This is a genomic window from Proteus sp. TSJ240517 (assembly GCF_047921575.1).
Lineage (GTDB): Bacteria > Pseudomonadota > Gammaproteobacteria > Enterobacterales > Enterobacteriaceae > Proteus.
This window is the reverse complement of record NZ_JBLRMH010000007.1, coordinates 209,455-222,540: the sequence shown is the minus strand read 5'-3', so window position 1 is coordinate 222,540 and position 13,086 is coordinate 209,455. Positions and strand designations below refer to the sequence as shown.

At 38.8% G+C, this 13,086-nt stretch carries 17 protein-coding genes; 14 read left to right on the top strand and 3 right to left on the bottom strand.

Annotated features, from left to right (window positions below; genetic code table 11):
- Positions 1-73 precede the first annotated feature (73 nt).
- The 11 genes from ACNARN_RS13340 to ACNARN_RS13290 all read left to right on the top strand — a co-directional run bounded on the left by ACNARN_RS13340 (position 74) and on the right by ACNARN_RS13290 (position 9,530).
- Entirely contained in the window at positions 74-283 is a 210-nt protein-coding gene (locus tag ACNARN_RS13340) for a helix-turn-helix transcriptional regulator (RefSeq protein WP_135092153.1), read from the top strand.
- Positions 284-333: 50 nt separating this feature from the next.
- Positions 334-1,200, top strand: coding sequence for a hypothetical protein (locus ACNARN_RS13335; RefSeq protein WP_223672668.1), 867 nt, complete (start codon positions 334-336; stop codon positions 1,198-1,200).
- A gap of 17 nt (positions 1,201-1,217) precedes the next feature.
- Positions 1,218-2,234, top strand: coding sequence for a P2 family phage major capsid protein (locus ACNARN_RS13330; protein WP_072068656.1), 1,017 nt, complete (start codon positions 1,218-1,220; stop codon positions 2,232-2,234).
- Positions 2,231-2,764, top strand: a complete 534-nt coding sequence (locus tag ACNARN_RS13325) for a GPO family capsid scaffolding protein (protein ID WP_109849708.1) — start codon at positions 2,231-2,233, stop codon at positions 2,762-2,764. Before ACNARN_RS13330 ends, ACNARN_RS13325 begins: the two co-directional genes overlap by 4 nt.
- A 70-nt stretch (positions 2,765-2,834) precedes the next feature.
- Complete coding sequence (locus tag ACNARN_RS13320; RefSeq protein ID WP_223672666.1) at positions 2,835-3,344, top strand: host cell division inhibitor Icd-like protein; 510 nt, start codon at positions 2,835-2,837, stop codon at positions 3,342-3,344.
- Complete coding sequence (locus tag ACNARN_RS13315) at positions 3,341-3,571, top strand: hypothetical protein (protein ID WP_135092161.1); 231 nt, start codon at positions 3,341-3,343, stop codon at positions 3,569-3,571. The genes ACNARN_RS13320 and ACNARN_RS13315 overlap by 4 nt, the downstream gene beginning before the upstream one ends.
- Positions 3,568-6,270 carry a DUF927 domain-containing protein gene (locus ACNARN_RS13310; protein ID WP_416304555.1) on the top strand — a complete coding sequence of 901 codons (2,703 nt, stop codon included), beginning with the start codon at positions 3,568-3,570 and terminating at the stop codon, positions 6,268-6,270. Before ACNARN_RS13315 ends, ACNARN_RS13310 begins: the two co-directional genes overlap by 4 nt.
- A gap of 287 nt (positions 6,271-6,557) precedes the next feature.
- Positions 6,558-6,785, top strand: a complete 228-nt coding sequence (locus ACNARN_RS13305; protein ID WP_062814241.1) for an ogr/Delta-like zinc finger family protein — start codon at positions 6,558-6,560, stop codon at positions 6,783-6,785.
- The gene (locus ACNARN_RS13300; protein ID WP_167755263.1) at positions 6,775-6,930 is read left to right on the top strand and encodes a hypothetical protein; all 156 of its coding nucleotides are present in this window, start codon (positions 6,775-6,777) and stop codon (positions 6,928-6,930) included. Before ACNARN_RS13305 ends, ACNARN_RS13300 begins: the two co-directional genes overlap by 11 nt.
- Positions 6,931-7,460: 530 nt before the next feature.
- Positions 7,461-7,679: a hypothetical protein gene (locus tag ACNARN_RS13295; RefSeq protein ID WP_135092165.1), complete on the top strand. Its 219-nt coding sequence runs from the start codon at positions 7,461-7,463 to the stop codon at positions 7,677-7,679.
- Between the two features lie 816 nt (positions 7,680-8,495).
- Positions 8,496-9,530: a virulence RhuM family protein gene (locus ACNARN_RS13290; protein WP_416304554.1), complete on the top strand. Its 1,035-nt coding sequence runs from the start codon at positions 8,496-8,498 to the stop codon at positions 9,528-9,530.
- Between the two features lie 184 nt (positions 9,531-9,714).
- On the opposite strand, the gene ACNARN_RS13285 is transcribed toward ACNARN_RS13290, so the two are convergent.
- Positions 9,715-10,077, bottom strand: coding sequence for a YibL family ribosome-associated protein (locus ACNARN_RS13285; protein ID WP_198620146.1), 363 nt, complete (start codon positions 10,075-10,077; stop codon positions 9,715-9,717).
- Positions 10,078-10,174: 97 nt separating this feature from the next.
- Positions 10,175-10,522: an HNH nuclease YajD gene (gene yajD, locus ACNARN_RS13280; protein WP_006534437.1), complete on the bottom strand. Its 348-nt coding sequence runs from the start codon at positions 10,520-10,522 to the stop codon at positions 10,175-10,177.
- A 182-nt stretch (positions 10,523-10,704) separates the two neighbouring features.
- Here yajD and ACNARN_RS13275 point away from each other — a divergent pair, with 182 nt between their 5' ends.
- Both ACNARN_RS13275 and ACNARN_RS13270 read left to right on the top strand, forming a co-directional pair.
- The gene (locus ACNARN_RS13275) at positions 10,705-11,238 is read left to right on the top strand and encodes a DUF2058 domain-containing protein (RefSeq protein WP_198626260.1); all 534 of its coding nucleotides are present in this window, start codon (positions 10,705-10,707) and stop codon (positions 11,236-11,238) included.
- A gap of 101 nt (positions 11,239-11,339) precedes the next feature.
- Positions 11,340-11,822, top strand: a complete 483-nt coding sequence (locus tag ACNARN_RS13270) for a cold-shock protein (RefSeq protein WP_109374180.1) — start codon at positions 11,340-11,342, stop codon at positions 11,820-11,822.
- A 10-nt stretch (positions 11,823-11,832) separates the two neighbouring features.
- Here the strand turns inward: ACNARN_RS13270 and ACNARN_RS13265 are convergent, their stop codons facing one another.
- A complete protein-coding gene (locus tag ACNARN_RS13265) occupies positions 11,833-12,549 on the bottom strand; it encodes an RluA family pseudouridine synthase (RefSeq protein WP_416304553.1) in 717 nt (238 codons plus the stop codon).
- 125 nt (positions 12,550-12,674) lie between these two features.
- On the opposite strand from ACNARN_RS13265, the gene ACNARN_RS13260 reads away from it, so the two are divergent.
- A complete protein-coding gene (locus ACNARN_RS13260; protein WP_198620143.1) occupies positions 12,675-12,920 on the top strand; it encodes a DUF2543 family protein in 246 nt (81 codons plus the stop codon).
- Positions 12,921-13,086 lie beyond the last annotated feature (166 nt).

The following is a 13,086-nucleotide window of genomic DNA, read 5'->3' as shown; positions in this document are numbered from 1 at the left end:
ATATCGGTACATTGCTCCTGTCATCTACGAACGTCTACTAAGGCGTATTAAGGAATGAATAACAGGAGGAAATGTGTCTACTCACCAAACACAAAAAGAAACCCTCATTCGATTACCAGAAGTTCAACGTCGTACTGGTTACGGCAAGGCGTGGATATACCGATTAATTAAACGTGGTCAATTTCCAAAGCAGGTAAAAACAGGTATTCGTGCGGTTGCTTTTATTGAATCAGAAATAGATACATGGGTAGCCAATAAAATTGCTGATTCGAGAATGAATTAATTATTTTTCAATTAATTCTATTATTAATTAAATTATGTTAGGTAAATATTATGGATAATATTTCTTTTTATAAAGATGAAAGCTTACACGCCATTGCAAATTACAAAGCCATTCCATTTAATGAAAAACATGAGGACAATGGTTTTATTATTCGTGTTATTGAACTATTTAAGTTTACTCAAATTAAAAATCAATTAATACAATTGCAAAAGCTTACAGGGTTAACGTTAGATAATATCGAACCCTCAATAGATGAAGTTATTGCATTAATTGAACGAGGGGACGCTATTTCAAAGCGGAATGAAGAAATCGTTACTGAATTATCAAAGAATTATGATTTAGCTAAAAATATAAAAGAAAAAGCCGAAGAAGGTGGACTTAAAAAACCTGATAGCGCCCCATCAGTAAAGGCTTGGAAAGAAAGTCTTTCTGCTAGAGTAAGTCAGCATGAAAGTAATTTACTTGTTGCGAAAGAGCAATTAAATGATTTTAATGGCATTTTTGGATTGTTGAGAATAATCATTCAATCTCTTCCACAAGAAAATATAAAAAACATTAACAAAAAACAGATGAATATCATTCCTGATGAAATATATAAAGGGAATAAATTTCGTATAAATGTATATTATGGAAAACCGATGAAATATAAAGATGCGTATCAATATATTGAATCATCTTTTGAAAAACTGAATGAAAATATCTTACGCATTCTTAATTCCTGCACACCCTCTAATGATAGATACAAACTGCGAATGTGGGAGAACCAACGAGGCGTTGAGTTATATCAATATTATTACAGTCAGACGGATTGGATTATAAAAACTATTTTGAGTGCAGATGATTATGTGAATTATATTCTAACTCAAGAGAAAGAAGTTCACGATAAAAAATACTTAATGACTAAATCATTTATTTAATAATAAGGAAATTAATTATGTCTTATATTGTACCTCAAGGCGCAAGGGTTTTTCACGAGAATTTTACCCGTGGCGTAAAGTATTTATCTTCATCACGTCGTTATTTTTCATTATCAGAACCGTCAACGAATTTAATTCGTGTGGCGTTAATGGATTCCAATTGGTTAATTAATCAATTAACGCTTGCTGATGTTGATGAAGCTAAAGGGGATACCGTTAATTTAGGGGATAATTCACTGCATACGGGGCGAGAAGTTGAAAGCCGTTTCTATAAAAATGTCGCCTTTGCGGGAACACCTTTTGCGTTAGAAGAAGTGGATACCTGCTGTTCGCTCACGTATCAACAATTATCTTTAATTTGCAATAGTGGCAGTGGAGATGATGACCATATCAATAAATCCATGTCCGATTATATGTCAAAAGCGGTTGCTTTAGATATGTTACGTATTGGCTTTAATGGTCACTTTTGTAACTATCCGACCAATCCGCAAAAATTCCCTAAAGGGCAAGATGTCAATATCGGTTGGCATGAAATCGCCAAAACCACGAATGATGGTGCTCAAATTATTACTGATAAAATTACCTTAGGTAAGGATGGAAAATTTCCTAATTTAGATGCGTTGGTGAATTACCTCATTATGCAAAAAATTCCCGAAGAATACCGCGAAGACCCTCGCTTAGTGGTACTTGTGGGCGCTGAATTAGCAGGCATGTATCGCACATCCTTATTTAATGGTGCTAACAGCCCATCCGATTTAAATGCCAGTCAAAAAATGCTCAGTACCGTTGCAGGTCGTCTTGCTATTGTTCCCCCCTTTATGCCTGGGCGACGCATTGTTGTTACTCGTCTTGATAATTTGCATATCTACACACAAACAGGAAGCCGTCGCTTTAGAGCTGAGTTTGTTGATGACCGTTCAGCCTATGAGCATAGCTATTTACGTAACGAGGGTTATGGCTTAGGTGATATCAATTTGTATGCTTCGATTGATGAAAGTGCCATTGAGATTGAGGAAGGAGTCTATTCCTTATGAGTGATAAAAGCACATCACAATTAACAACAGGTTGGATTTGTGTCGCAACAGCGGGACTCACGAGTATGGATGACCGTGAAATTGAGGCGGAATGGCTAACTGATATTGCCGAGTATTACGATCCCAGTTATTACACCGCGTTAATTTGGGAAGAGCATAACCGTAATCTGGATAATCTAGGCGAAGTGCTCGATGCCAAAGTGGATATCGTTGACGGTGAAACAAAACTCTATGTTCGTTTAAGACCAAATGGAAAACTACTGAATTACAACGAAAAAGGACAAAAGCTATTTTGTTCAATCGAAGTAGAAGACGATTTTCAAGGCAGAGGGATTTTTTATTTAGGTGGACTTGCCGTCACTGATAGCCCCGCCAGTGTAGGAACGGATAGGCTTCAATTTAGTATCAATCGGGCACATTTTTCCCGAAGAAAACGTAAGTTGAGTTTAAGTTCACCTTCCGTTTTTCATTTAGATAAAGACTTGAAGCAAGCCAAAAACCTCTGGTTTTCCGCTATCTCTGCGGGTTAATACGATGCCCAGTTTCGGCTGGGCAATATCCCCTCTACTCGTCTTGGGTTATTTTCTAAGGAGCATAAAAGTGTTGCATCTCTTCAAATGGATGGGCTATATTGTTGGCGCGTTAGCAAAATCTAACGTCAGGCGTGAGAACCTGAATCAGTTACTGGCGACACATGACGCGCCAAGCGTCTTTTTTTGTGTCCATATCTGCGCACCGATAAAAAATACGGTATTATACCGTCCTGATTCAATGGTGGCGTTGATAGGGCAACCGCAAGGTTGGCTGGATTCCAGTAACTCCAGTATTCTCACCCCTGTCAGCGTCACCACCCCTTTAGAGCGTGAGAACTCTGGTGGTGACTCCTTAACTAAGTTACTGGAGATCATCATGATGATGGCTATCCCTACCTCTATTCAAATCAAATTCTTATTTTTGAGCGTTAATCGAACAGATAGCAAGGCTAAACCTTGTCGTCTTGAAATTACAGCGGTTAACGAGCAAGAGGCCCGCGCACAATATTCTTCCGATTATGCCTTGTATTTTGCAGGACAAATTCCCTTACATGACACAAGAGGGAATGCACAATGAAAAACGGCTTATCTCAATTGACTACGCTGTCTTCTGCGGGTGAAAAGCAACTCATTCGCACGGCACAAGTTACCGCATTTATTTCTGAACTTTTAGTCAGCCACAGCATGACAGGAAGCGAAGTTGTGTCTTGTGAAGGTATGGGCGCACTGATGGAATGCCTTTCTGAGCAAATGGAATCCATTATTCAAGAAAGCAGTTTAATGACGGAGGAGATCAAGTCATGACTCAGACTCATTTTTCAGTAGAAACTCCCTCTGTCAGCGACATTGTGAAAGCGTCACAAGGGCGCTGGCTCTATATCCTAGCGAATCTCGGTATTACCGTACCTGATAATCATAAACACGGTGCATGTCCTAAATGTGGCGGTAAAGACCGATTTCGTTTTGATGATAAGAACGGCAAAGGCACATGGTTTTGTAACCAATGTGGGCACGGTGACGGGTTAGATTTAGTCAAATTGGTAACAGGGAAAGAGACGAAAACAGCGTGTCAGGAAGTGAATAAAATTATTTTATTACCCGCATTTAAAGAAATAGCGCCAACCCCGATTAAAAAAGTTAGCGCTAAGAAAGGCATTGAACATTATGAAAAAATAAAAGCCTTTTGTTCTTTGGGCGAAAGCCAATATTTAATCAATAAAGGGTTAGCCAACCATCAATGCTTAATAACTCGCCAACAGTATACACAGGGTGAGTTTAGCTTTCCAGTGGGCTCTTTACTGCTTCCGTTGGTTGATACTGATTCAGTGATTAAAGGCGGGCAACTGATTAGCCTAAACGGTGAAAAAAGTCTGTTGTCAGGCTCAACCCTTTCAGGCTCTTTTATTGTCGTTCGCCAGCCAGAGAAGAAGCCTTTAGAACAAATTGTTATTACAGAAGGCTTTGCCACGGGATTAAGTCTCTCAAAATGCCTTGATGCGCTCATTGTAGCAAGTGTTTCCGCGACTAACTTAGTGAAAGTCGCTCAACAGCTACGAGCGCAATACCCTGAAACGAAGATAATTATCGCAGGGGATAATGACTTTGTGGATGGTAAAGATAACACGGGTAAAATGTGGGCAGAACGTGCAGGGAAAGCCGTTGATGGATGGGTAACATTACCGCCAACGCACTATAAAGCCGATTGGGATGATTTCCGACAAGAAAATAGCCTTGAAAAACTCAAAGAAGCGTTCTTTGAGGAAATGACGTATTACGGCAAAGACCGTACCCGTTTACCGCAAGGTTTTCGTCTCACGCAAGAATATCTGTGGTTTGATAAACAAATCACTAAATCAGACGGTGATATCGAAGTCAGAAACATCAAAATCAGCAGTCCAATAAAAGTTACCGCGATTACGTGTGATGCAGATGGGAGTAACTACGGGCGCTTATTGGAATGGGAAGACACTTACGGTAATTGCCGTAAATGGGCAATGCCCATGGAGATGTTAAGCGGAAGTGGAGAAGAATTGCGCCGTGTGCTTTTGGTGAATGGATTATCTTATATCAATATCTCAGGACAGGCACGCGCCCATTTAATGGAGTATATCTCCCTTTGTCGTCCAGAAAGAAAAGTCACCTGTGTAAATAAAACGGGTTGGCATGGCAATGTATACGTTCTGCAAGATGAAGTGGTCGGCAACGGGGCGGACTCGGTAATTTTACAAACGTCTAGCGTTCAGGGTAAAGACTTTAGAGTCTCAGGCACAAGCGAACAATGGCGTGAGCATATTGGTAAATATTGTGTCGGTAATGCCCGCCTTGCCTTTTCGGTGAGCCTTGCCTTTGCTTCCCCTTTATTACGGTTAGCAGGTGTAGGCGGTGGCGGTTATCACTTAAAAGGTGAATCCACAGACGGTAAAACAACCACAATGAAAGTGGCATCGTCAGTGTGTGGCGGTACGGATTATTGGTATACATGGCGTGCTACGGGGAATGCCCTTGAAGGAACGGCTTGCCGTCGTAATGATGCCACGTTGATGTTAGATGAAATCAGGGAAGTAGACGGACGCGAAGCGGGTAACATTGCTTATATGCTGGCAAACGGACAAGGAAAAGCGCGCGCCAAAACAGACGGCAGTGTCCGAGAGACTAACCGTTGGAATCTCTTATTCCTATCAACAGGGGAACTCTCGCTTGTTGAACACGCTTCAAACGCAGGCGAACGCACTTATGCGGGGGTTGAAGTGCGGATGATACAAATTCCGAGTGACTCCGGTAAATACGGTGTTTTTGAAGACTTACACCACTTTACCAGTGGTAAAGCGATTGCTGAATACCTTGAACATGCTGTCACACGTTATCACGGAACCCCCTTTCGCGACTGGCTTAAATACATCACTAACAATTTGTCTGATGTGTCAAATACCGCTAAAGCCTTATTAAAAGAGTACACCACAAAATTGATGCCTGAAAATGCAGGGAATCAAGTGGGGCGCGCTATTACACGCTTTGCGTTAGTCGCTATGGCGGGAGAAATGGCCACGCGTGCAGGTATTACAGGCTGGAAAGAAGGCGAAGCGTTTATATCGGCGAAGAAATGCTTATCCGCATGGATGAAAGAACGCGGGCACACCGCAAATCAGGAAGATATGACCGCATTGGAGCAAGTCAGTGATTTTATTTCTCGTCATCAATTTAGCCGTTTTGCGGATTGGTACGATGAATACAGCCGACCTGCAAGCATGATGGGTTTTAGGCGTGTTGAAAAAGACACGGGTAACGGTGAAAGCAGTATCACCTTTTATGTATTACCCACTGCATGGAAAGAAATTTGCAAGGGATTTGATGCCCGTAAAGTGGTGCGTTTGTGTGTTGAAAAAGGGTGGCTTGAAACGGGTAAGGATGGAAAAACGCAAACCAGTATTCGCCTGCCAGAAATAGGCGTTAAACGGGTTTATGTCTTTAATAGCGACGTTTTAGGCTGTTCCGAAATAGAGTAAGAAAAACTGACCGTCTTATGTTTTTGGTGTAACAGGTGTAACAGGTGTTACAAGATTGATTTTAAAGGTTTTTATCTGTTACACCTTTTGCTTTTAAATGGGTAACAAGGTGTAACACAGCCGATTTGTTACACCTGTTACACCTCTGTTTTTTAAAAGTGTAACAAAGGAAAGTCTTATAATTCAACGGTGTAACACCTGTTACACCTGTTACACCTCAAAATAGCAAGAGATGTATTTAATTGGCTTTTTTCTGGCGGGCATAACGCCCGATAAGGAGAAACAAGGTGAAATTAATAAAAGTGCTTTGTCCTGCATGTTCAGCAAAAGCGAAGATCCATTACATTAAAATGAAAGGCGAAAACAATGACCCTGAATTGTATTGTGCTTGTAATGACTTGGAGTGTGGCATGACGTTTGTTTTAGATGTCACTTTTTCACACACATTGAATCCCAGTAAATTAACGCAATCTCGTCCTTCCATTGAACAAGGAGAAAATAGTCATGTTATTTAAAACAACACCGTCTATTTCTGTCGAAGTAAATCAAAATTCAATGGTGATTAATTTATCTGGATTTAGTGCTGAGGATGCAATAAAAATTATTCAGGCTCTCGTATCAGAACAAGTAAAGCATCCATTGTTACCGCCTCACCCTTGATTTATTTTTTCATTCGATTTCAGTTTGAATTTTCTGTGAACCCGCATGAATTGGGCTTTTCAGTTTTTCATGTGGGGTTTACATTAAAAATAATTCTCACGTAAAGTATGAAAACTCTTTTATTTTCATGGCATTACAAGTCTACTTGCTTCTCTCTTTTTTTCGTCAAACTGAAATAACCTGAAATCCTTTTCAATCATTTCAGTTTGACTCTGACGCAAAGAACCCAGTCACCATGCGCTCTCGCGATATGTTTTGTAAAAAATTCAAACTGAAATAATTTTAAGATCCAAATTGTGCAGGCGGGTGCGGTGTAGTGCATTTTACGTGGGATTTTATTTTATTTCGGGTGTGAGTAGTTAATTAACTTTACTTTGTTTCAGATGTGACATGATTATCAGAGCGCACTATGTTGAACTAAGCCTTAGGTATAAAAAGTCCATTTGATGAGCCTACGATTAATTTGCTGTTGATATATGCTATAATACCGTCGGGTCTTATAGATATAATTTAACATGAGGATACTCAATATGCTAAACAACAAAGATATTATTGATTTATTAGATAAAGTTGAGCAAGAGGTTTCTTATATTGAGAGCAAATTACTTGGCAGTAAGCAGTATTCTGGAGTTATAAATTCAAAAACAACTGAAATTAAAAACCTCACAAAGGAAGAATCTAATTTATATAGAATATTAGAACTTGTACGAGAAACAAAAAGAATTTTCGAAAATAAATTAGATAAATAAATTTTTGTTAATTAACTTGAAAATTAACTTTAATAAAAGCCCACAATGAGTGGGCGAATTTTGAGGAAATTTTTAGTTGTCAGATTTTGTATCAGTATTTTTTATAGCTAAAAATAACATAAAATTGTTCATTTGTATCGTTGTGGGTATGTATATGGATGTGTTTGGTTAGTTTTTTTATAAAAGCTGGTGTACTCATTAATTAATGATTAATTTGTATTTTTTAATGGGTTTCACGTAAAATGGATTGTCACACCTTATTTTACCTGCGATATTTCCTTTAATTGAATTTTCTGTTGTCCAATCTGTTGCGTTATATTTTTTCAATGCTTAGCTCGTTATTTTTATCGATGTGTCGATAGCATCGTGTTATAGGATTTACTTAGATAATAAATTTTTATTTCAATGATTTAGCGTTGGATGGTTTAGGTATAGGAAACTATATAGATCGTTCTATATAAATATATTTTTATTCTTTATATGTATATTTGGTGGTTTTAGATTACAAATAATCATCAATAATTTGTAAACAAATCATTTAAAAATGAAAGCTGTGAGTAGAAATGTGTGTAAGTCTTATCTTTAAATTTTATATTTCATTTAAAATCATATAATAAGAGTCAATGTGGACTCCTGTGATCGCCACTTTGTATTAACTGATCTTCCAATAAAACCTTTTTTTACTCTCTTATCATATTGTTTTTCAGCAAAATAGTACGTTTGTTATCTATTTACTGATGCCCTTATTTTTTTGTTAAACATGGTATATTGTTGTTCACAGTTTATTCGTAATGTATAGAGAGTGAGGGCAATTTGATGAGCGAAAATCTTCCTGAAGCACCACAGGGCGAATTTATTTTGTTCCGTAGTGAAGATGGTCAGACTCACGTCGAATGCCGCTTTGAGTCGGATACTCTGTGGTTATCTCAGGCTGAAATTGCCAATCTTTATCAGGTAACACCTCAGGCAATAACTCAACATATTAAAGCTGTCTACGAAGAAGGCGAGCTTGTACAAAATTCAACTTGTAAGTCTTTCTTACAAGTTCGACAAGAAGGCAATCGGCAGGTTAATCGCAATACGCTGCATTACAACCTTTCAATGATCCTTGCTATTGGTTACCGCGTCCGTTCAGTTCGCGGTACTCAGTTTCGTCAGTGGGCAACACAAACCTTAGAGCAGTATCTGATCAAAGGGTTTGTGATGGATGATGAACGGCTGAAAAACCCGCCTATTGGTCAGTCTGTCGTGCCAGATTACTTTGATGAGATACTCGAACGTATCCGTGATATTCGTGCCAGTGAGCGACGAGTTTATCTACGGGTGAAAGAGATATTCACTATGGCAGCAGACTACGAACCTTCCAATAAAGAAACCAATCGATTCTTCCAAACCATCCAAAACAAATTGCATTTTGCCTGTACGGGAATGACTGCCGCAGAGCTTATTGCCAGCCGTGCAGATGCGAGTCAGCCAGATATGGGATTAACCAGCTATAAATTTGATGAAGTACGTAAAACGGATGTAACGATTGCGAAGAACTATCTGCGTGAAAATGAACTTAAAGAATTAAACCGTATCGTCAATATGTGGCTCGATTTTGCTGAAGACCAAGCACTGCGCCGTAAGCAAATTTTCTTACAAGATTGGGATACTAAGCTGGATCAGTTTTTAAGTTTCAACGACCGTGAAGTATTACAAGGTGCAGGTGAAATAAGTAAAAAAGTCGCTGATGAAAAAGCCAAAGAAGTATTTGATATTGTTGCCCAAAAACGTCGTCGATTAAAAGAAATCGAAGGGGCAAGAGCGAATATTGCGGCACTGAAAGATTTGCTAAAAAGAGGTAAATAAAAAAGTAGTCATTCTATTAATTTTTTATATTAACTAAATTGTCAGGATCAGTTTTATGGCAGAAGATGAGGTAGCAAATATTGAAGGCGAATTATTTACTGACGGTTCATAACAACGAAAAGTATATTAAGAACCAGCCAGTATTAGTCGATCTTTGCAGGTTTTAGCCGGAGTAATTTTCTAACTAGAAATCAGTCTTAGAAAAACCAGTCATACTATCTAGCCCCATTTCTCTGCCTAATGCTGTCATTGGATGGACAATGATCAAGCCTCGTACGGCTTTCTTCAGCTTGCCAATATCAGCTTGTTCTTTCTTAGTAATGGGGCGTTTGAATGGCATATCTTCTAATTTCTGCGCTTCTTTACTTAGTTTATTGCTACGTACTTCTTTCAAACGAACGATTTCAGTTTCCAGTTCTACTTTTTCTTTCTCAAACTCTGCGTATTTTTCTGCTTCGTCTGTCAGCGAGATATTTGCCATTTTGTGACGAATAAGATCTAAACGGTCGCTAAGGAGTTTGATTTTTGCTTTTTCGATTTCTTTCATTATTAATTAACCGTGAACAAATTTCTTGTTGGCAAGTATACACCATTCTGCATAGGAGCATGAAAAGGGGGACGAATTAAAGCAGACATCACATTCATTATTTTTTCTTGTTCAGCATCGATTTTAAATCAGCAAACGGATTATAAGTGGCTGCGCCTACATCGTCTTGTGCATCTTCACCCGCGACAACGGTTGTACCGTATTGGTCTGCTTCTGTATATTTCGAGTGTTCATGATCATGGCAAAACAGACACAATAACTCCCAGTTACTGCCATCTTCTGGGTTATTGGTATGGTCGTGATCAATATGATGAACGGTTAATTCACGTAGATTGGAATAAACGAACTCACGAGCGCAACGCCCACATACCCACGGATAGATTTTCAGCGCTTTTTCACGGTAGCCACTTTCCAACCGTGCATAGTTTTTGGGGATCAGAGCCATTGTTATTACCTGTTATAAGAGAAAGTTTGACGATAGTTTTTCCAATATACTCTGAATGCACTCATTGGTTCAAATCTCACAAGGCCTATTTCCTCTAATAAACTACCACACTCACAATCTGATGCACTCTTGGAAATTACAGGTATAATTTCATAACTTATTGAGCAGACTTAGGCATAAAAATGGCAAAACTTACCTTACAAGAGCAAATGTTAAAAGCAGGGCTTGTGACCAGTAAAAAAATGGCGAAAGTTCAAAGAACGGCGAAAAAATCACGCGTTCAGGCACGAGAAGCAAGAGAAGCCGTGGAAGAAAATAAAAAAGCCCAACTTGAGCGCGATAAACTGCTTAGTGAGCAACAAAAACAAGCAACTTTATCTAAAGAGTATAAAGCGCAAGTTAAGCAACTTATTGAGATGAATAGAATTACGCCAGCAACAGGCGATATTGATTTTAACTTCACTGACAATAATGTGATTAAAAATATCGTAGTGGATAAACTGACACAATCTCAATTGATTAATGGACGTCTCGCCATTGCTCGTCTGGATAGTGCAGATAAAACTGAATATGCGATTATTCCAGCAAGTGTTGCGGATAAAATTACACAAAGAGATGTGGACTGTATCTTGTTAAATAACGCACTTAGCGAAACAGAACAAGATGAAGACGATCCTTATGCTGATTTTAAAATCCCAGATGATTTGATGTGGTAATAAGCAAAGTAGCTTATTACCTCAAAGACATAGTCTGTATAAGCATTGTGCTTTATACTGCATCTGGAAATTTTTGTAGATAAACGATTAAGTAGGCGATAATGGCAATGAACGGAATAATCACAAAGTGGTTTGAAGATAAAGGTTTTGGATTTATTAAAGATGAAAACGGTGATAACCGTTATTTTCATGTGATTAAAGTTGCCAACCCTGCTTTGATAAAAACAGATGCAAATGTCACGTTTGAACCAACCACAAATACTAAAGGTCTATCTGCTTACGCTGTGAAAGTGATCCCAGACAGCAAATATGTCTATATTGCAGGTGAGCGAGTTAAACTGACATCCATTAAATCATTTCGAATTTATAGTGAAGATGTGCCCGCAGATACGCATATCAATAAAGAAAACACCGTACTTTCTGTCGGTACTTTAATGAATAGCATCAGACCAAAATCAGCGGATGACGCCAATAATATGCGCACGTTGAGAAAGCTTGCGATCACCACTATGCATGGAACAGAAATTGTTTTTACTGAAGATGAACTTGATATCGATGAAACAGTAAAAGCACTTAAACTGTAAATATCGATATTTAAAACGGGCTCTCGCAGCGCGCTTTTATGGGTGCTTGGCTAATGGGATGAACAAAATGAAGTTCACTCGCATGAAGCATAAGTCGCGGAGTCCGTTCAGTTCCTTCTATTCCTTTAATTAAATCTCCGTCGCACCCACCATATAAATCACAACCTAAAATAGGATGCCCTATAAACTGGCTGTGAATACGAAGTTGATGAGTTCTCCCTGTTTCAGGCATAAATTGTACTCGCGTTAAAGGCAATAACGTTCCATCTTCTAACGTATGATAAAAACGTTCAATAACGTGGTAGCGAGAGCGCGCGGGTTTGCCATTAATGGGGCTAATCGACATACGTGGGAACAGAGCCGTATCTTTTGCAATCGGCGCATCGATTATTCCTTCATTATCATCTAAATGCCCGCACAGTAGCGCGCTGTATACTTTGGTTACACTGCGCTGGCTAAATTGCTGACACAAAAGAGCATTGATTGTTTTATTGCGTGCCACAACCATCAATCCAGATGTACCAAAATCAAGTCGATGAACAAGCGTACAACCCGGAAATAGCTTCACTAATCGATAGTGTACTGAGTCGATGTTTTGTGGATTCTTTCCTGACAGACTGAGTAGCCCTGTTGGCTTATTGATAAGCACTAAGTGCTCGTCTTGATAAAGGATCTCGATTTCATCATGGCAAGGTGGGGCAATAAAAGTATCGATAATCGTAGACATCAGCTTATCCGCAGAAAAAGAAGGAAATGGATGATAGCGAATTTTAGGTTAACAGGCGAATGTAGAGATATACTCTTAGTAATTTGAATACGACGAGTATAAACGTTAATCCCTGAGGACAACCGATGAACAATGACATTCATTTTAAATATTATGACATGGTAGAAGAGTATGCGATGGAATCGATAGAGCCTGTTGCTGAGGCTGAAGCAGATGCGCTGGCTCTCTACTTCCAGTTACTACTTACACGATTAATGAATAACGAAGAAATTAGCGAAAACGCACAGCAAGAGATGGCAAAAGAAGCGGGTATTGATAAAAAACGCATTGATGATATCGCCATGTTTCTTAATCGCTGGGGTAACGAATAATACGTATTGGGCTCATTAAAAAATGGGCTCAATATTATCCTAATTCACAAAATGTCACTCTGATCCTACATAACTGTATGATTTAACGTATACTCGTTATGCACTTTATTTCACATAAACTCGTAAAAAATAACCGAACTGCTTTTTTGATGTTTGCTGTTTTCAT

What these genes read in the sequence shown, in the direction of transcription:
- ACNARN_RS13275 (WP_198626260.1), top strand. Translation starts at nt 10,705, where the DNA reads ATGGCAAAACTTACCTTACAAGAGCAAATGTTAAAAGCAGGGCTTGTG.
- ACNARN_RS13335 (WP_223672668.1), top strand. Translation starts at nt 334, where the DNA reads ATGGATAATATTTCTTTTTATAAAGATGAAAGCTTACACGCCATTGCA.
- ACNARN_RS13285 (WP_198620146.1), bottom strand. Translation starts at nt 10,077, where the DNA reads ATGAAAGAAATCGAAAAAGCAAAAATCAAACTCCTTAGCGACCGTTTA.
- yajD (WP_006534437.1), bottom strand. Translation starts at nt 10,522, where the DNA reads ATGGCTCTGATCCCCAAAAACTATGCACGGTTGGAAAGTGGCTACCGT.
- ACNARN_RS13315 (WP_135092161.1), top strand. Translation starts at nt 3,341, where the DNA reads ATGAAAAACGGCTTATCTCAATTGACTACGCTGTCTTCTGCGGGTGAA.
- ACNARN_RS13330 (WP_072068656.1), top strand. Translation starts at nt 1,218, where the DNA reads ATGTCTTATATTGTACCTCAAGGCGCAAGGGTTTTTCACGAGAATTTT.
- ACNARN_RS13300 (WP_167755263.1), top strand. Translation starts at nt 6,775, where the DNA reads ATGTTATTTAAAACAACACCGTCTATTTCTGTCGAAGTAAATCAAAAT.
- ACNARN_RS13295 (WP_135092165.1), top strand. Translation starts at nt 7,461, where the DNA reads ATGCTAAACAACAAAGATATTATTGATTTATTAGATAAAGTTGAGCAA.
- ACNARN_RS13260 (WP_198620143.1), top strand. Translation starts at nt 12,675, where the DNA reads ATGAACAATGACATTCATTTTAAATATTATGACATGGTAGAAGAGTAT.
- ACNARN_RS13290 (WP_416304554.1), top strand. Translation starts at nt 8,496, where the DNA reads ATGAGCGAAAATCTTCCTGAAGCACCACAGGGCGAATTTATTTTGTTC.
- ACNARN_RS13265 (WP_416304553.1), bottom strand. Translation starts at nt 12,549, where the DNA reads ATGTCTACGATTATCGATACTTTTATTGCCCCACCTTGCCATGATGAA.
- ACNARN_RS13325 (WP_109849708.1), top strand. Translation starts at nt 2,231, where the DNA reads ATGAGTGATAAAAGCACATCACAATTAACAACAGGTTGGATTTGTGTC.
- ACNARN_RS13270 (WP_109374180.1), top strand. Translation starts at nt 11,340, where the DNA reads ATGGCAATGAACGGAATAATCACAAAGTGGTTTGAAGATAAAGGTTTT.
- ACNARN_RS13310 (WP_416304555.1), top strand. Translation starts at nt 3,568, where the DNA reads ATGACTCAGACTCATTTTTCAGTAGAAACTCCCTCTGTCAGCGACATT.